Genomic DNA, 17,649 nt, shown 5'->3' on the forward strand with positions numbered 1-17,649 from the left:
AAAAAAACCTCCACACCACGTTATGGGGTCAGCCCCGTCCCTGTCGTGGTCATGAAGGTTCTTATTTTATGTTCTTGCATTCTGTACAGGTTCACTTGATCTGTTTTTCTAAGCTTTAGGCTTCTCTTGTTTCCAGTTTCTAATCCCGTCATCCTCCAGAATCCCCAATGCGGCATCTGAAATATTAGGATCACGCAACAGAGCATCCTCGACTCTAAATTTAATATCATCAGCATCTGCCAACGTCATGCCCGGAGTAAGCTCGATCACCCCTTCGACGTGATAGTAACGCCCCTCCTGCAAAATACGCATTTGAGATATATCAGTCACATGTGTATCTGCCAGAATAATGGAAGCTACACGTTCTTCGATATCAGGAGGTGCAGATACACCAATCAAGCCCACCATGTTGTCATAACCGACCCGGAAAGCTACACCGACCATCAGACAGCCGATGAGTATACTCGAAATCCCGTCCAGCAGCTTAAAATCTGTCAGCGATGTGACAACTACAGCAAGCAGGGCAAGTACCCCGCCTGTCGTTGCCACCAAATCCTCATAGAACACCAAACGGGTTGGCGGCGCAGCACGCCCCACATGACGAAAAGCAGAGGTAAAGATGCCTAGCCCTTTGGCTTCCACTCTGGATTCATGCAGCACCTCTTTCATCGCTTTGCTCCATACAAATCCATCAACCGCCAATGACAAAACCAAGACTCCTACATTAATCCAAAATCCTTGCGCGGATTCGGCCGGATGCTGCAATAAATGAATTCCTTCCAATACAGTTTCATAGGCCATAATCGTTACGACAATAACAGCAACCATACAAAAAAGATTAATTACCCGTCCGAAGCCGGTAGGGAAACGTTTCGTAGGTTTTTTCTCTGCCAATACACTACCCGCAAATACAAACATTTGGTTCACTGCATCCGCTATGGAATGCATCATCGTAGCAAACATAGAGCCGCTGCCTGTCAAGGCAAAAGCAATCCCCTTAACCAGGGCAATGCCGGTATTACCCAACGCCGCCGAGCCCGAAGATTTATTTCCTTTTTTGACCATACTCCAAAAGGAGTCCTCTCTCTGTTTCACTTCCATCTTGCAGCTCCTCCTGAGGTATACATAATCTGACATATTCACATGATGCAATCGCTTGTTATGTATTATTTTTAACCCGTCCATATTCTACCTAACCAACTGGTGAGAATCAATACAATTGATAATATATGCCTTCAAAAAAGAATGCCCCATGCCCCCCTTCGGCATGAAGCATTCTCATTACAACCCACGATCAGACAAATACATCCTAACAGTTATCAGTATCTCAATTACCAACTAGATTTCGTAATGCCAGGTATTTGGCCTTTATGAGCCAGCTCGCGGAACGCAATACGGGACAGCTTGAATTTGCGCAGGTATCCTTTGGGTCTGCCTGTCAGCTCACAACGGCTTTTCAAACGGGTTGGAGATGAGTCGCGAGGAAGCTTTTGCAAAGCTTCATAGTCCCCTTTTGCTTTTAATTCACGTCTCAGATCTGCATATTTCGCTACAATTTCCTGACGTTTCTTCTCTTTTACGACTTTCGACTTCTTGGCCATGTACAGTTCCTCCTTGTTATATATGCCAATCAAAAAGGTTCTCCATCACTTTGACGTAAACGGAAGAACACAGGTATGGAATTACAAATAGTAATAATTACGATTAATATTCAATATACCGCTATTTCAAGTGGATTGTCAACCCAAGCGATTCGAAACACTACCATACGGTAAAAAGCCGTTGATCTAGCAGAACCGTTTCATTGTCCTAAACGGTCTGCCGTGTCAACGGCTGCAAAACTGGCTGACCTAACTCTGTTCATTCAGCCAAATGGCAAGCCACCCAGTGATCTGGACGAGCTTCACGATAAAACGGGATCTCTTGGGAACAGCGCTCGATTGCAAAGGGACAACGAGTATGAAACTTGCAGCCCGAAGGCGGATTAACCGGACTCGGAATATCCCCCTTTAGCAAAATGCGTTCCCTTTTCAGCTTCGGCACCGGAATAGGCACAGCCGACAGCAATGCCTTCGTATACGGATGCAACGGATTCCCAAATAGTTCGTCACGCGAAGCTGTTTCGACCATAGAGCCTAGGTACATGACGCCAATACGGGAACATAAATGCTCCACTACACTCAAATCGTGGGAGATGAACAAATATGTCAGACCTCGCTCGGCCTGCAATTTGGCAAAGAGGTTAATAACCTGCGCCTGTATGGACACATCCAGCGCTGACACCGGCTCATCGGCGATGATCAGATCCGGTTGAAGCGCTAGCGCGCGGGCAATGCCGATCCGCTGACGTTGGCCTCCTGAAAATTCATGGGGGAAACGGTCGATATGATATTCCGACAATCCGCACAGCTTGAGCACATCCAGCACGATTTGCCGGACCTCCTCTTTGATAGCTATACCGTGGTCGAGCAGCGCCTCTCCAATGGCATCTCCAATCCGCACACGCGGATTAAGCGAGCTGTACGGATCTTGAAAGATCAGCTGAATTTTGGGACGAAGTTCCTGCATCCCTTTGGCTGACAAGCTGTGTAAATCCACCCCTTTGTATTTTACGGTACCCTCCGTTTTATCCGTCAATCTAACAATCGTGCGGCCCACCGTGCTTTTACCGCTCCCCGATTCTCCCACCAGGCCGAAGGTTTCACCCTGACGGATCGTAAAGCTAATATCGTCTACTGCGCGCACGTGTCCTGTAGTACGATTCATAAAACCGGACTTCACCGGGAAGTACGTTTTTAAACGGTCTATTTCCAGCAACGGCTCAGCCATGAACAACCGCCTCCTCATACAACCAGCAGGATGCTTTCTGCTGAGCTGCAACTTCTTTTAATGTAGGCTCCTGTATACGACAAATGTCCATGCAATGCCCACAGCGGTCATGAAAATAACAGGATGTCGTCAGCTCTAGCGGATTAGGCACCTGCCCAGGGATGGAATACAGCTCCTTTTGGCGCTGATTAAGCACCGGTTTGGACTTGAGCAAACCCTGTGTATAGGGATGTTTGGGGTGATTGAATAGCTGCACCACTTCGCCTTCCTCAACGATCTTGCCCGCATACATCACAATGACGTAATCAGCCATCTCTGCGACCACGCCTAAATCATGTGTGATGAGCATGAGCGACATATTGGATTGGGCTTTAAGTTCACGCAACATGTCAAGAATCTGTGCCTGGATCGTTACATCCAGCGCCGTGGTCGGCTCATCCGCAATAAGCAGCTTGGGACTGCAAGAAACGGCAATGGCAATCATAATGCGCTGCAGCATCCCCCCGCTCAGCTCATGCGGATAGCTTTTTAAAATCTGCTCCGGTCGGGATATACCGACCTGCTCGATCAACTCCAGCGCCCGCTTACGGGCTTCCTTTCGGCTCATCTTTAAGTGCTCCATTAGCGGCTCCGACAGTTGTTCTCCAATGGTCATAACCGGATTTAATGAAGACATCGGCTCCTGAAAAATCATGGAGATTTCATGCCCGCGAATGGTGCGCATCTCGTTTCTAGTTAGCTCCAGCAGATCGGTTTCCTCAAAACGAATACTTCCACCGGCCACTTTACCACCGGGACTCTGAATCAGCCCCATGATCGACATGGCGGTAATACTTTTGCCACAGCCCGATTCACCGACAATGCATACCGTCTCCCCTGGCTTCACACGAAAGCTGATATCATCCACCGCTTTGACCATTCCTTCTTCTGTATAAAAATGAGTACTTAAATGTTCAATAGAAAGTAAATTATCCATGGTGTATGATCACCTACCTCTTATGTTTCGGGTCGAGTACATCCCGCAGCCCGTCACCCAAAATATTAATAGCGATGACTGTAGCAAAAATAGACAGACCTGGCGGTATCCACAACCAAGGCCGTTGCTGAAAATCCAATACATTGTTGGCGGCATCAATCATATTGCCCCAAGTCGGTGTCGTGGGCAGCACGCCAAGACCAAAAAAGCTAAGTACAGATTCACTCAAGATAGCTCCGCCAATATTCAATGTAGCGATAACGATCAGCAACGGCAAAATATTCGGCAGCAGGTGCTTAAAGAGCTTTCGGCGATTCGATAGTCCCAACACCGTCGCAGCTTGCATAAATTCCCGTTCCCGCAAACTAAGCATCTGACCTCTCACCATCCGTGCAATCCCCGGCCAGTTGACCAGACTCAGCATCAACATGACGATATACATCCGTTGATCAGGCGGAACCTTCCAGTCAGATAGCAGCGCCCCCATAATAAATAGCAACGGCAAACTGGGTATCGTCAGCAACAAATCGGCAATGCGCATAATGATTTGATCCATAATTCCGCGAAAATAGGCGGATATAACTCCCAGCGTCGCTCCTAAAACGACAGACAACACCATAGAAGCCAAACCCACCGTAAGAGATATTTGACCAGCCTGCATCACACGTGTCAGCACATCCCGTCCCAGCTTGTCTGTTCCTAGCCAGTGATGGATATTCGGCGCCTTGTTCATTAATAATATGTTTGTTTTGTTATCGGAATAAGGAGAAAATAACGGACCGATAAAACAGAGCAAAAACATAAATACCACAACAAGCAGTCCAGTCATAGCAAGCTTGTTTCTGAACAGCTGCCGGAGCGCTTGCTGCCACATTGAAGATTTGGTACTTATTCGCAGTCTGCCGTTGCTCTTGCTCAAATTACTGCTCACGGATGACATCCCTTAGCCCCCTTCTTACACTTTCACACGCGGGTCAGCAATGCGATATAAAATATCAGATAACAGCGTCCCGATCACGCTCAATATGGCAATCAGCATCGTGAAGCCCATAAGCAGCGGATAATCCCGAAGCGAAAAGGACTGCATGTACAACTGACCGATCCCGGGCCAGTTAAAAATCTTTTCAATAATCAGAGATCCGCCAAACAGCGCAGGCAATTCAAAGCCAACAAGCGTAATGGCAGGCAATAGTGCATTTCTCAATGCATGTGTAAAAAGCACCTTTCTTTCCTTTAAGCCCTTTGCACGGGCTGTGCGGATATAATCCTGCTGGATCACATCGATCATATTGCTGCGGAAGTAGCGGGTCAGCGAACCCAATCCTAGCAGTGTCATTACGATCACCGGCAAGGTCATGTGCTGGAAAACCTCCTTCACATACTCCATGCCTGTAGCGTTACTGCCCGTATTGAGCATCCCGCCCGGTGGCAGCCACTTCAGATCGACCGCCGCAATCTTGATCAGATACAGCCCGATAAAAAAAGACGGCACAGACATCGCGGCAAAAATCACCACCATGACCAGCGTATCGAACCACGAATACTGCTTATATGCAGCAACCACACCAATAATGACTGCAATCAGCCAGGTCAGAAAGGTGGACACAATAGCCAACAAAAACGAGTTCCAGATATATTCATTAAATAAGGTCAGCACCGGTTTCTGTTGGGCGAGCGAGTAGCCGAAATTACCATGCAGCGCATTGCCTAGCCAGTTTCCGTAGCGTTCAAGAATAGGCTTATTCAACCCGTAAATTCCCCTCAGCTCTGCCTTTCTCTCTGGCGATAGTTTCAGATTACCGCTAATGAAATCTCCCGGTGTCATGGCATACAGGAAAAAAATCATCATCGAAGCGGCCAACAAAATAATAATCATATAAGACAGTCTTTTCGTTAAAAACGAGCTCATGACAGACTCCTTTCAATTCATGGTCGGGCTACTCATGACGCGTCCTCCATTTGGCAGACCCCTTGATCCGAACCTGACGTTCTTCACAAGGGGCCCGCAAAGGTAACTTATTTAAGGGACCATTCGAACAGATTACCAGACAAGCCAATGAATGGGCTGACCTTTACATGTTCCATTCGACCATTGTAAGCATATACAGTCTTCTTGTAGTTGGTGAAAATAACGGGTAGTTCATCATTTAGCAGTACATATAATTCCTTATATATTTTCTTGCGTTCTTCCATATTCGTCGTAGCCAAACCTTTTTCATAGAGCTCTTTGAGCTTCGGATTGTTATATCCCTTGATTTCACCATTGACAAATGGCTCAATTCCATCCGATGGGTCTGTCAGCATGGCGGTCGAGAAGGCGGCGAGGTCGTAATCTTTTCCTTCTACTTTAGCGACCATTGCATTAAAGTCCGCAAAGATTTCCGGTTGCAGGTCAACGCCAATCGCTTTATAGTTCTCAGCCGCAAGCGCAATAAAGGTATCTGTTTCTGGGCGCTTGGAGGTCAGCAAGTGAATGGTCAATTTCTGGCCATTTTTCTCACGGATGCCGTCACTGCCTTCTACCCAGCCTGCTTCATCCAGCAGCTTTTTCGCTTGCTCCGGGTCGTAGTTGTATGGATTGATCCCATCGGTCGTGTATGACCAGAATATAGGAGAAGCCGGGATGTTGGCGACCGCCCCTGCTCCCTGAGCTGCGTCAACATAAATGCTTTTGCGATCCAATCCATAGGTCAATGCTTGACGTACCTTTTTATCCTTCAGCTTTTCATTTTCCAGATTGACTTGCAAATACCCGTAGGTGCTCGGGGTATATGGCAGAATATTCAAAAAGCCAAGCCCTTTCAGCTTATTGATATTTTCCTGCGTTGCGGTAAAGGAAGCAAAATCGGTATCACCTGTTTCGATGAACTGCCATGCATCGCCTTCTGCTGTCTTATAAATAAAGTGTTTCGTTTTCGGCTTGCCTTTAAAAAAGTGATCATTCGCCTCCAGACGAACTTCTTGCCCCGGAATGAATTTTTCCAACTTATAGGCCCCATTCCCCAATGGGCTACCATGCAGATTTTTAAAATAATCCAGCTGTCCGAACTTATAATCCTTGCCGTAGTAAGCTTTGGACAGCACGTATTGACCGAGAATGTTCAGAGCCAGCGCATTTGGCTTTTCCAATGTCACAGAAATCGTCTGTGGATCAATTACCTTAATTCCATCAATTTGCTTTGCCTTGCCTTCCGTATAAGCTTTGCCTCCTTTAATGTTCAGCTTCCGAATTTGGCTGTCGCCAGGATAGGCTTTGTCATAGATCAACGTCCAGGTAAAAGCGACATCCTCTGCTGTCAAAGGTGAGCCATCGCTGAATTGAGTACCGGGAACCAGGCGGAACGTATACGTCAGATTATCCTTGGAAATATCCCAGCTCTTCGCCAGATTGGGCAGCGGAAGCCCTTTCTCGTCTACCGTAACCAGCGGAGTCCATAACTGAGAAATGACGTTCCCGTCGTAGCCGCTTTGGTTAAAATACGGGGTGAATACCCCGGCCGGGTCAGTCAGACCCACAATAATGGTGTCGTTTCTTTTTTTGGATACTTCCGGCAATTTGGACATATCAGAAGCCTTTACCAGACTTGTTAATGGCTGCGCTGTAGTGGCCGTCTGTGTGTCTTCATTGCTTTGAGCAGCAGAATTGTTCGTACTATCCGATCCAGTGGAGCAAGCCGCTAGCAAGGTAGAACTCGCCAGAAGTAGGCTACTAAGTAAAATAATACTCTTTTTCAACATAATCCCCCCGAATTAAATAATTAAATTCCGATAGAACAAGTTGTGATTAAGAAGATAAACCTCATTATAGGAATTTATTAGGGTTCTGTAAAGGGAGAACTGCACTTTTTTATGTAAAAGCTCTGCTTATCAACAACTACCCGAATTTTTGTACAAATATAAATAAAACCACTTAATCCCTAGTAGTAGATTAAGTGGCTGTCTCTTACTCATTTGCTATACTATTTTTTTACAGCATGGATATAATGAATCGTTTCGAACGCAGACAAATAATCTGTCCTCTCAGCAAAGAAAAGACTATTTATTGTAGACGGGGATAGATGTTCATAAATTAGTAAATCTGAAGCTTCTAACATTTCCTCGATTTCATCATATGCAAAACATGATTTCATGGGTTCTCCACTTACTGAAGCCATTTTTACCATATTTTCAACTCTATTAAACATGCCTTTCTCTTTAAAAAGATTTTCATCTGCAAAATCAAAAACGATCGAACTCCCCGATGGGACCTTGGTAAACAAATGATTCATTAATGTTGAAATTTCCTCTTTAGTTAAATAATAAGAAACACCCAAAAGGCTAAAGAATGTTTTTTTGTTAGCAAACCCTTCATCCAATAAATTGGAATACGAAAACGGATGGGCAAAGTCCATAGAAACCAGATGAAGATGGCTCGGTATTTTTAAATTTGCATGAGCTAACCTTCTCTTCTTAGATTCCTGTGTTGCTGGATGATCTATTTCAAATATTTCTAGGCTGTTTTTCAATTCTGGATGTCGAAAACAAAAAGTATCTAACCCGGCTCCAAGTATGACATACTGCTGTAATCCTAATCTAACTTCATGAAGCAATACTTTTTCACAATACGCAGCACGTGCTAGGGGTGTTGGAGAAAGTTGAACTTGCGTAATCCATTTTAAAATTTCATCTGGATCATCTCTGAACCTTTGCGCAATCTCTGCATTGAAAAACGTTATCCCTTCAATCATATTCTTTCTAATATCTGAAAATTCTTTTTGGGAAATTAACTCTTTAGCCATAAAATCATCAAAAATTTTGGGTGTGTCATGTTGACTATGATATGCTCGGCCAAAAGCTGCTACTAAGGAAGTTAAACTGGACTCATCTGGCTTCATACATTTATCCTCCTATAAAAACAAAAATAAGATTCCCCCGGCCAGGAGAATCTTATTATAATATCAACTTAAATAAATGTAAATTATAGCACAAATAAATAATTTTGTCAAGGCTCAATCTTATACCTACCTTCGCTCCATATAGCCAAGGATACTCCCACGCATCTCGTCCACAGCCGCAAGCCGTGCACTATAGCCAAGCAATGTTTCGCCGTCAAAATGTGCATGAATGAAGCCAGCGGCACGGAGCTTAAATATATGATCATGCGTGATTCCCTTAGATAGCTTGAGATGGCGGACAATCTCAATAAAGGTTCGCGGAGACTGGCTTTGGTACAAATATTTTAATATTTTGAGCCTGCTCTTCTCCCCCAAACTTCGAATCATTCGGTATTCTTGGGGTGATAAAAAATCGTCCTCCTGAACATATACTCCTGCGGAATAATGGCATAACAGAAGTGACCCAAATCGATAAATAATATTTATCGGCTGAAAATGATATTGCGGCACCAGCAACACCTGCATCAGTCCAGCGGAAGGCTCGAATCGGAAGCCATTAGTTATACGATCCACCCACTCCATAGAGCTATATACGTTCTTTTCCCGTTTTCTGCGTTCAGCTTCCAGTTTCAGACCGCTGAGAATCCTTGTATCCACGTGACGAAAATACTCTTCGTTCCAGCCGGATAGCAATCGCAAAGCAAGTTTACGGAGGTTCTCCATGTCGTCAGGCAGCGGAATCCCATAGGCTGATACCTGTTGTTTTAATTCCTGCAAAGTCTGGCTTTCCAAGCGGTCTACAACCTCTTCAACGCCCCCTTCATCAGAAAGCATACAGACAAGTCCATAAATAACCTTCCAGTCTGCATTGATTTCCATGGACTCCACTAACGCAGACAGACTCGGAGACAGTGTTCCACGCACTTGGTCCGCCCACCCGGATGATAAATCAGTTTTTTTGTAAGCCTTGCGGCAAATAAAAGTGTGTAAGCTGCTGAGCAGTTCAAACACCGGTCCATATGCTACATGTACTTCATAAGGAGCATTCACGTCGTGGCTCATCGCTTTCTGTCCTCTTTTCCCTCATATCTGATGTCCATTATACATACTATCGTACATCTGTTCATTCTTAGTGATTCATTCATGCGAAAATGAACGCACAATACTGATGTCAAACCAAAGCCGAATCTCATCCGAATCAAACTGTTTAGCTATAAAATAAAAAAAGGGTATTCGGATTTTATGGTGAAGACAAAATCAAAACATTTGCCTTGAAAATCGGAAAATATGGTGGTATTTTTCTAAAGGCTTGATTTGTAGCGATATCTTAGTACAATGGTTTTATGACTACTCAAAAAATAATAAATGACGAGCTCAGAGTCAAAATATTTAAGGCGTTAGCCGATGAAACAAGATTGGACATCATACGAGCTCTATACGCCAGCAAGAAGGAAATGAATTGTGGAGAAGTAGGACACATTCGCGATACTACGAAATCGAATACTTCGTATCACTTGCGTGCTTTAAAGGAGGCGAAATTGATCAGGGTACGAAAAGAAGCTCAAACGAAGTATATGAGCATCGATTTGGAGACATTTCAAACTTACTTACCTGGATTTCTGGATACGTTGTAGAAAGAAATTCTTTTTTTATTCATTAGTTCAATAATCTTTGAACTATAGAACTAACTAAAAAGGGTGAATAGAATGATCAAATTAACTGCTTTATTTTTCCTCATCATGTTTGTTATCGGTACGGATACGTTTTTGATATCTCCGCTCATCCCCACTCTTCAGAGCTTGTTTCATATCCCGACTGAATATTCCGGTTGGATGGTGGGGTCTTATGCTTTAGGTTACGCCATTTTTGCATTGATTGCTGGACCGCTTTCCGATGGATGGGATCGCAAAAAAGTAATGCTTACCGGCATGGTCTGCTTCTCGGTTTCAACCATGCTATGCGGCTTTGCCACAGGTTTTTGGTCGATGTTCTTATTCCGTTTTTTAGCCGGGGTCAGCGCAGCATTTACGGCGCCTCAAGTGTGGGCCTCGATCCCTGCTCTGTTTCCAACGTCAAAAATCGCCAAAGCATCAGGAATCGTCATGGCAGGCTTGGCTGCTTCCCAAGCGTTCGGCATCCCTATTGGAAGCCTGCTTGCCTCAACCCATTGGTATTATCCTTTTTTTACAATCGGTGCAAGTGCATTATTAGTAACGGTATTCATCTTCTATGCTTTGCCCGAAATGAAACCAAATCAAGGTCAAAAAACCAAGACTCCGATTTTCAGTAGATACATCCCACTATTGAATAGCCGAATGGCGAGAAAGGCTTTCCTCGCTCATTTCTTATTTCAATGTGGATTCTTTGCTGCCTTTTCTTTCATTGGAAAATGGGTGACGGATCGCTTTCATCTTTCAATTGATCAAGCGGGATACGTAATGTTTTTTCTAGGTCTTGGGAATATAGTCGGGAGCTTTGGCGGTGCCTATGTGATCAAAACATTAAACCGTTTCAATACGCTGGTTGTAGGCTTTCTTGTCTCTATCATATGTTTTATTGTGTTGCCTTTCTTGCCGTCGGTTGCGGCTTTCGAAAGTGTTTACTTTTTTATATTCGTTAACATGGGGATCGCTTTTCCCCTAATATTGGGAATGCTGAATTCACTAAATCCAACCATCCGCGGCACAATCTCCAGCTTGGCCAATTCAATCATGTACGCTGCAACAACGCTCGGTTCTTGGATCGCAGGCCTGATTTACGCGACTTTTAACGGTTTTTCCGCCGTAGGCATGTTTGCGGCTATATGCTTTGCCGGTTCGTTGTTATCTTTTATATTCAGCGGTATTTTGACCAGTCACGCAAAAACTAAAAAGGAACTTGCATCATAAGTGCATAGAAGAAATTCATATGGATATTTTAAATCTTCCAAACTTCAACATATTAAGTATTAGTGAAAATGAATTTGATTTTCTAATACAAGTGGTGACGAACTCTCCACCTTTGGTTTGCCCTCATTGCGGATGCATAGCCAACCTCTACAAACACGACAGCAGGGAACAAGTTTATATGGACTTGCCCATTCATGGCAAGCGTGCAGGCCTTCTTATAAAGCGTCAGAGGTATCGCTGTAGAGATTGCAATCGAACCTTTTGGGAACACTTAGATCACACCATAGACGAAAAGCGAAACTGTACCAAACGATTATTGTCTTATATAGAGAAGCAAAGCCTTAAACGCACGTTTGTCAGCATATCCGAGGATGTTGGATTGCATGAAAAAACGATACGTAACATCTTTCGTGATTACCTCAATCGTCTTAAAGAAACGCTTCGTTTTGAAACTCCTAATTGGCTTGGGATTGACGAAATACACATTATTAAGCCAAGATGCGTTTTAACCAATATTGAAGAACATACTTTGTTAGACGTTTTGCCCAATCGTAACAAGGAAACCGTTATGGACTACCTCTCACGTCTTCCAAATAGAAGACAAATACGATACGTCACAATGGATATGTGGCAACCATATAAGGACGCCGCGGGCTGGTGCATGACCGTAATATCCTTCTAAAACGCCGTATAGAGCTTACAGAGATGGATAAAATTACGCTTGACCTTTGGAGAAAGAATCATTCTTCTCTTAGTACTGCTTATGACTTAAAGGAATCATATTTCGATATTTGGGAATGTGATAGCAGACAGACGGCACTCCTTAAATACAATGAATGGAAAGTTAAAATACCAACTGAACTGCAATCCGCTTTTGAACAACTTACAAAGGCTATGAAGAGCTGGGAAGAGGAAATATTCGCCTACTTCGACCATCGCATTACAGCGCTTATACGGAATCTATAAACAGCCTTGTTCGAGTCATTAACCGTTTAGGCAGGGGATACTCTTTTGAAGCCCTACGAGCCAAGATACTCTTTACAGAGGGACTTAAAAAGCAGTGTATGCCTAAGTACCAGAGGCAGTTTGATAGCTACGATCTACGGGAGAAAAACTTCCCGATGTTTAACATGCCACCTGTTGGATTTGTTCGTCAGCCAGAAGAAATAATCTTGCTGGGAATCGATCTTTCCTCCTTAATCGAGAAATTGGAGAAGGATTAGCTATAAGCCCTTCTCCATTATAAAATCCGAATATCCTAAAAAAAGGTTATCGCCTACCAAAATCGCAGGAGACAACCTTTGAATACATATATTTCTTTTCTACGTATCTTTCATCGGATAGGAAAACGAGAGCTGTCCTTCTTGACCTGGCTCCAGGTATAACGCAACATCCAGGTATCCCACTCTGTTATCTTAGGAGAATTTCCGGCCTACATAATCGTAGGCATAGGGAACCCGCCAGGTGGACGCTCGTGCTCTTCATAGAAATCAGACAAACCAAATCCATGTCCCATCTCATGCTCTATAATCTGAACTTCATCCGAATTCAATGAAAACGTTTAATCTCTCATCTACACCTAAGTAGGAACACCATTCCTACTCTATGGATTCCAATGCCGATTCGGCCAGTGAAGCCAGCAGCTTCGCTGTTCCCGGCAGCGCGCGTTCGTCCAGATCAAAGGCAGGATGATGCCATTCCTGGCTTCCTGCAGTACCAACAAAGATAAACACACCGGGGATGTTCTTCTGATAAAACCCAAAGTCTTCGCTTGCCGAGGAAGGTATAGGGCGAACGACCTCCAGACCGACCGCTTCGGCCGACTGCTCCGCGATGGCAGCCAGCTTCCCATCGTTTAGCACAGGTGGCGGACCCTCGATCCAGTGAATATTCGCTTTCGTGCCGAAAGCATCAGCTACGCCCTTGACGACTTGTTCGAAGCGTTCTGCTACCTGAGCTCGGACGTTCTCGTCAAAGGTGCGAATGGTTCCGTCCAAATGAGCACGGTCTGGAATGATGTTCCAAGCATTGCCGCTGTGCAGCTTCGTCACACTGATGACTGCACTATCGAGCGGGTTAACGCTCCGACTCACAATCGATTGCAGCGCCGTAATGATATGTGCCGATACCACGATGGGGTCAATCCCTGCATGCGGAACGGCCGCATGTGTGCTCAGGCCCTCCACCTCGATATAAAATCCGTCTGCCGCTGCCATTAGCGGACCTTCTTTAATACCGACCGTGCCTACGGGTAGATCTGGCTTGTTATGCAGGCCGAAAATGGCCTGCACCCCTGCCAATGCACCGCTGTCCAGTACTTGGACAGCGCCCTTGGCTTTCTCCTCGGCCGGCTGGAACACCAGCCGAACCGTCCCCTTCAGCTTCTGCTCCCGCTGCTTCAGCAATACAGCTGCACCTAGCAGGGATGCTGTATGAAAATCATGCCCACAGGCATGCATCTTGCCAGGATGTACCGAGGCATAAGGGAGTCCCGTTTCCTCCTGGATGGGGAGTGCATCAATGTCTGCACGCAGCGCGACCGTGGGCCCCTCCTGCTGTCCGCCGATTTCCGCTACCAATCCGGTACGAAGCGGCACATCCAAAATCGTTATATTCTGTTCTTCGAGCAGGCGACGAATATAGGCGGTCGTTCCAACCTCCTCGTTAGACAGCTCGGGATAACGGTGCAGATGACGGCGAATCTCCACCAAATTCTGCTCCAAAACCTGTTCCTTCGTCCCGGTTGATCCACTCATCCCTATTCCTCCTTCGCGAACCCCATTTTGATTACAACTTTCTCTTATACCCATAGTATCTAGGACTGCACAGGCAACTCGGCAAAAGCTTCGTGCAACAATTCGAACGAGCGCACACGCTTTCCAATATCCCGTATCCCTGTCGTTACGATCAGCTCATCTGCCTGATACTTCGCTTGAATTTCCGTCAGCGCAGCATAGATTTCATCTTTATTCCCTTTGTTGATTTGTGCTTGTGTAACTTCAATTGTATATTCTTCACCCGATTGCTTACCGAATTCCTCTGCACTTTCCAGCGCGCCTACCGTAGCCGTTTTTCCACTGGCCAGGTGAATCTTGTATAGCTTCTGCTCACCTGCCAGCTCCGCTGCTTCCTCGGAAGTGTCTGCCACAATAACCGATAGTGCAAAAAGTGCCTTCGGCTCACGTCCATAACTGTAATCGAAAGACTCCCGATACGTACGGAATGAATCCAGGGCAACCTGCTCACTACTATTTATAAATTGCGAGAAAACATAAGGTAAACCCAAACGCGCGGCAATACCAGCACTGTCAATACTTGTACCCAAAACATAAATCTCTGCTGGTGTTTCTGGAATTGGATTCGCCTGTAATCCGGCGAGCGGCCCTTCTTCAAGTGGGATATTATGAATATAGCGGCTTACTTCATCAATCTTCTCTTCGAGAGAAGGCGCATCATGCACGTTGCGTTGTAACGCCTGTGTGGATTTCGGTAACCCGCCCGGCGCACGTCCGATGCCCAAATCTATACGACCTGGTGCAAGAGAGGCTAGCACATTGAAGTTTTCAGCCACTTTATACGGACTGTAATGCTGAAGCATAACCCCGCCAGACCCGATAGTAATTCGCTCGGTGCGTGCCAATAGATGGGAAATGAGTACCTCTGGCGAGGAGCCTGCAACCTGCTCGGAATCATGATGCTCTGATACCCAAAAACGTGTGAATCCCAGTTCTTCTACACGCTGCGCCAGCTTAATCGTGTTGCGAAGGGCCTGTGCTGCCGTTTCACCCTCGTGTATAGGGCTTTGATCCAATACTCCGATTTTAATGCTCATGTCTCCCTCTCCCATCTAAATTGAATAATTATATTCCGTGTAATTCGTTTTAGGAATTGCTGGGTACGCTCTTCTTTGGGATGATTAAAAATAGCGTCCGGTGTGCCTTCCTCGATAATATGGCCGCCATCCATGAATACCACATGATTAGAAACATCGCGCGCAAAGCTCATCTCATGTGTCACAACAATCATGGTTATGCCTTCCTTCGCAATCTTGCGGATCACCGACAGCACCTCACCCACCAGTTCAGGGTCCAGTGCCGAAGTCGGCTCATCGAATAAAATCACCTCTGGGTTCAGTGCCAAAGCGCGCGCGATCCCGACACGCTGCTGCTGCCCACCGGATAGCTGGCTCGGATAATGATTCAGTTTTTCGCCGAGGCCAACCTTTTCCAGCATTTCAATACTGATTTTTTTGGCTTCCTCCTGCTTAACCTTGCGGACAACGACAAGCCCCTCCATGACATTTTCCAGCGCGGTTTTATGCTTGAACAAATGATATTGCTGGAACACCATAGCCGTCTTTTTACGTAAGGCCAAAACATCCTTTTTCGCAGGCCGCTTGCAGTTCACTGTAAAATCTCCGATACTGACTTCTCCGTCATTCGGCTTTTCCAGATAATTAATGCAGCGTAGCAAGGTGGTTTTTCCTGAACCGCTGGGTCCTAAAATGACGACAACCTCGCCTTTGTTCACCGTCAAATCAATGCCTTTGAGCACTTCATGTTTGCCAAACGACTTTGTAATATTTTGCAGACGGATCATGATGCTCGACCTCCATTAAACACATTGATTTTTTTCTCCACCAAGCCGGATATTCGCTCGATCAATACCGTCAAGCCCCAAAACAACAGTGCTGCTGCAATATAAACCTCCAAATATTTCCAGTTGATAGATGCGAGAATTTCAGCCTGGGCCTGGATTTCTGTGACCGAAACGGTGAAGGCCAAGGTGGAACCATGCAGCATCCCAATAACAGAATTGGTCAGGTTCGGCAAACTCACCACGAAGGCCTGCGGAAATACAATCCGTCTCAATACTTGCCATGTCGTCATACCAACCGCATAAGCCGCCTCAATCTGCCCCTTATTGACCGACTGGATTCCGGAACGAACCACCTCAGACATATACGCGCCACTGGTAATCGAAAATGAAATGAGTGCAAATACCATGTAAGGTATATCTTTGGAATGCAGCGACCAGCCGAAATGCTTCGCTCCTGCATCAATTAACAAAGGCAAGCTGAAATAAATAAGCAACAGATGCATCAGCATCGGTGTACCTCGGATGAACGTAACGTAACCGTGAGAAATCTGCGACAACACAGGAACGTTGTAAATTCGTGCCAACGCCGTTACAATCCCGATGACCAGCCCAGCCAGTACGGAAACCACAGTAATGATTAAAGTGTTGGGCAACGCAGAGAACAATCCTAAAAAGGCGGTGTATACAAATCCAAAGTCCAGACTCATATGCCTTTACCTCCTTTACTCAGACGAGGGCTTCTCAGGTAACGCACCACAAAACCTTTTCGTTTTGCGGGTTCCTTCTGTACTAAATCTCTATGCTCATGCCGGAGAAGTGCATTTTCCAGCACCTGGAATAATCTTTGTACAATCAGACTGATCACGAGATAGATAAAAGACAACGCGATATACGTTTCCACAAAATGCTGGGTAGCCGAACCTAATGTTTGCGATTTTCCTGTCATCTCCATCGCACCGATTGTAAACGCCAGCGATGTATCCTTCAGATTGCCAATGACCAGATTGGAAAATACCGGAACCACTACAGCCAGCGCTTGCGGCAAGATGATACGTGTAAAAGTTTGATAGCCTGACATGCCGACGGACTGTGCAGCCTCGATTTGTCCCCGATCTACAGCTCCTACACCAGACCTGACAATTTCGGAAATAAAGGCTCCATTATTGAGCGCATAGGTCGCTATGGCAAACCACAGCACATCCCATCTGGAGGAATTGATATCCACCAGCTTTAGTAGCTCTGGCAGGCCGTAATACACCAGAAACAATTGAATTAAAATAGGGGTTCCACGGAAAAAGGAAACATACACCTGAGAAACACGTTTGAAAAATGGAATGTTATACATACGAGGCAGCGCAACCAACAGACCAATGATCAGTCCCAACACAAGCGAGCTTGCCACAATAAACAAAGTGATGTGCAAATAGGACAGCATTTTCGGGATAAAGCTAAAAACATAGTCAATATTGAACTCTCTGCTCAT

15 protein-coding genes and 3 pseudogenes are annotated in these 17,649 nt (G+C 45.4%); 3 read left to right on the forward strand and 15 right to left on the reverse strand.

Annotated elements, in window-relative coordinates:
• Positions 1-108: 108 nt before the first annotated feature.
• The 9 genes from AC5V8P_RS04570 to AC5V8P_RS04610 all read right to left on the reverse strand — a co-directional run bounded on the left by AC5V8P_RS04570 (position 109) and on the right by AC5V8P_RS04610 (position 9,741).
• Positions 109-1,101 (reverse strand): cation diffusion facilitator family transporter, encoded by a 993-nt coding sequence (locus AC5V8P_RS04570; RefSeq protein ID WP_064797914.1) that lies wholly within the window; start codon positions 1,099-1,101, stop codon positions 109-111.
• A gap of 230 nt (positions 1,102-1,331) precedes the next feature.
• A complete protein-coding gene (gene rpsN / locus AC5V8P_RS04575; protein WP_063212719.1) occupies positions 1,332-1,601 on the reverse strand; it encodes a 30S ribosomal protein S14 in 270 nt (89 codons plus the stop codon).
• A 259-nt stretch (positions 1,602-1,860) separates the two neighbouring features.
• Positions 1,861-2,829, reverse strand: a complete 969-nt coding sequence (locus tag AC5V8P_RS04580; RefSeq protein ID WP_064797915.1) for an ABC transporter ATP-binding protein — start codon at positions 2,827-2,829, stop codon at positions 1,861-1,863.
• Complete coding sequence (locus AC5V8P_RS04585) at positions 2,822-3,805, reverse strand: ABC transporter ATP-binding protein (RefSeq protein ID WP_064797916.1); 984 nt, start codon at positions 3,803-3,805, stop codon at positions 2,822-2,824. The genes AC5V8P_RS04580 and AC5V8P_RS04585 overlap by 8 nt, the downstream gene beginning before the upstream one ends.
• 13 nt (positions 3,806-3,818) lie before the next feature.
• A complete protein-coding gene (gene opp4C / locus AC5V8P_RS04590; RefSeq protein ID WP_063212407.1) occupies positions 3,819-4,745 on the reverse strand; it encodes an oligopeptide ABC transporter permease in 927 nt (308 codons plus the stop codon).
• Positions 4,746-4,760: 15 nt separating this feature from the next.
• Positions 4,761-5,714, reverse strand: a complete 954-nt coding sequence (locus AC5V8P_RS04595) for an ABC transporter permease (RefSeq protein ID WP_063212408.1) — start codon at positions 5,712-5,714, stop codon at positions 4,761-4,763.
• Between the two features lie 107 nt (positions 5,715-5,821).
• On the reverse strand, positions 5,822-7,543 hold the full coding sequence (locus AC5V8P_RS04600; protein WP_064797917.1) for an ABC transporter substrate-binding protein: 1,722 nt from the start codon (positions 7,541-7,543) through the stop codon (positions 5,822-5,824).
• 221 nt (positions 7,544-7,764) lie between these two features.
• Positions 7,765-8,679, reverse strand: coding sequence for a class I SAM-dependent methyltransferase (locus AC5V8P_RS04605; protein WP_063212410.1), 915 nt, complete (start codon positions 8,677-8,679; stop codon positions 7,765-7,767).
• A gap of 126 nt (positions 8,680-8,805) precedes the next feature.
• The gene (locus AC5V8P_RS04610) at positions 8,806-9,741 is read right to left on the reverse strand and encodes an ArsR family transcriptional regulator (protein ID WP_064797918.1); all 936 of its coding nucleotides are present in this window, start codon (positions 9,739-9,741) and stop codon (positions 8,806-8,808) included.
• Positions 9,742-10,022: 281 nt separating this feature from the next.
• Here AC5V8P_RS04610 and AC5V8P_RS04615 point away from each other — a divergent pair, with 281 nt between their 5' ends.
• From AC5V8P_RS04615 to AC5V8P_RS04625, 3 genes and pseudogenes are all read left to right on the forward strand, one after another.
• Positions 10,023-10,313 carry an ArsR/SmtB family transcription factor gene (locus AC5V8P_RS04615; RefSeq protein WP_064797919.1) on the forward strand — a complete coding sequence of 97 codons (291 nt, stop codon included), beginning with the start codon at positions 10,023-10,025 and terminating at the stop codon, positions 10,311-10,313.
• 72 nt (positions 10,314-10,385) lie between these two features.
• Positions 10,386-11,567, forward strand: a complete 1,182-nt coding sequence (locus tag AC5V8P_RS04620) for an MFS transporter (RefSeq protein WP_064797920.1) — start codon at positions 10,386-10,388, stop codon at positions 11,565-11,567.
• Between the two features lie 19 nt (positions 11,568-11,586).
• Positions 11,587-12,790 (forward strand): annotated as a pseudogene (locus AC5V8P_RS04625) (transposase).
• Positions 12,791-12,900: 110 nt separating this feature from the next.
• On the opposite strand, the pseudogene AC5V8P_RS04630 reads toward AC5V8P_RS04625, so the two are convergent.
• From AC5V8P_RS04630 to AC5V8P_RS04655, 6 genes and pseudogenes are all read right to left on the reverse strand, one after another.
• A pseudogene (locus AC5V8P_RS04630) lies at positions 12,901-13,122 on the reverse strand (dockerin); the annotation flags it as partial.
• Positions 13,123-13,165: 43 nt separating this feature from the next.
• On the reverse strand, positions 13,166-14,323 hold the full coding sequence (locus AC5V8P_RS04635) for an amidohydrolase (RefSeq protein ID WP_064797921.1): 1,158 nt from the start codon (positions 14,321-14,323) through the stop codon (positions 13,166-13,168).
• Positions 14,324-14,382: 59 nt separating this feature from the next.
• Positions 14,383-15,399, reverse strand: coding sequence for an LLM class flavin-dependent oxidoreductase (locus AC5V8P_RS04640; protein ID WP_064797922.1), 1,017 nt, complete (start codon positions 15,397-15,399; stop codon positions 14,383-14,385).
• Between the two features lie 15 nt (positions 15,400-15,414).
• Positions 15,415-16,166: pseudogene (locus AC5V8P_RS04645) on the reverse strand (amino acid ABC transporter ATP-binding protein).
• Entirely contained in the window at positions 16,163-16,873 is a 711-nt protein-coding gene (locus AC5V8P_RS04650) for an amino acid ABC transporter permease (protein ID WP_064797924.1), read from the reverse strand. Before AC5V8P_RS04650 ends, AC5V8P_RS04645 begins: the two are co-directional and overlap by 4 nt.
• Complete coding sequence (locus tag AC5V8P_RS04655; RefSeq protein ID WP_064797925.1) at positions 16,870-17,649, reverse strand: amino acid ABC transporter permease; 780 nt, start codon at positions 17,647-17,649, stop codon at positions 16,870-16,872. Before AC5V8P_RS04655 ends, AC5V8P_RS04650 begins: the two co-directional genes overlap by 4 nt.

The organism is Paenibacillus sp. N119s, assembly GCF_059447605.1.

What these genes read in the sequence shown, in the direction of transcription:
- opp4C (WP_063212407.1), bottom strand. Translation starts at nt 4,745, where the DNA reads ATGTCATCCGTGAGCAGTAATTTGAGCAAGAGCAACGGCAGACTGCGA.
- AC5V8P_RS04580 (WP_064797915.1), bottom strand. Translation starts at nt 2,829, where the DNA reads ATGGCTGAGCCGTTGCTGGAAATAGACCGTTTAAAAACGTACTTCCCG.
- AC5V8P_RS04635 (WP_064797921.1), bottom strand. Translation starts at nt 14,323, where the DNA reads ATGAGTGGATCAACCGGGACGAAGGAACAGGTTTTGGAGCAGAATTTG.
- AC5V8P_RS04595 (WP_063212408.1), bottom strand. Translation starts at nt 5,714, where the DNA reads ATGAGCTCGTTTTTAACGAAAAGACTGTCTTATATGATTATTATTTTG.
- AC5V8P_RS04570 (WP_064797914.1), bottom strand. Translation starts at nt 1,101, where the DNA reads ATGGAAGTGAAACAGAGAGAGGACTCCTTTTGGAGTATGGTCAAAAAA.
- AC5V8P_RS04640 (WP_064797922.1), bottom strand. Translation starts at nt 15,399, where the DNA reads ATGAGCATTAAAATCGGAGTATTGGATCAAAGCCCTATACACGAGGGT.
- AC5V8P_RS04615 (WP_064797919.1), top strand. Translation starts at nt 10,023, where the DNA reads ATGACTACTCAAAAAATAATAAATGACGAGCTCAGAGTCAAAATATTT.
- AC5V8P_RS04585 (WP_064797916.1), bottom strand. Translation starts at nt 3,805, where the DNA reads ATGGATAATTTACTTTCTATTGAACATTTAAGTACTCATTTTTATACA.
- AC5V8P_RS04600 (WP_064797917.1), bottom strand. Translation starts at nt 7,543, where the DNA reads ATGTTGAAAAAGAGTATTATTTTACTTAGTAGCCTACTTCTGGCGAGT.
- rpsN (WP_063212719.1), bottom strand. Translation starts at nt 1,601, where the DNA reads ATGGCCAAGAAGTCGAAAGTCGTAAAAGAGAAGAAACGTCAGGAAATT.
- AC5V8P_RS04605 (WP_063212410.1), bottom strand. Translation starts at nt 8,679, where the DNA reads ATGAAGCCAGATGAGTCCAGTTTAACTTCCTTAGTAGCAGCTTTTGGC.
- AC5V8P_RS04610 (WP_064797918.1), bottom strand. Translation starts at nt 9,741, where the DNA reads ATGAGCCACGACGTGAATGCTCCTTATGAAGTACATGTAGCATATGGA.
- AC5V8P_RS04650 (WP_064797924.1), bottom strand. Translation starts at nt 16,873, where the DNA reads ATGAGTCTGGACTTTGGATTTGTATACACCGCCTTTTTAGGATTGTTC.
- AC5V8P_RS04620 (WP_064797920.1), top strand. Translation starts at nt 10,386, where the DNA reads ATGATCAAATTAACTGCTTTATTTTTCCTCATCATGTTTGTTATCGGT.
- AC5V8P_RS04655 (WP_064797925.1), bottom strand. Translation starts at nt 17,649, where the DNA reads ATGAGCAGAGAGTTCAATATTGACTATGTTTTTAGCTTTATCCCGAAA.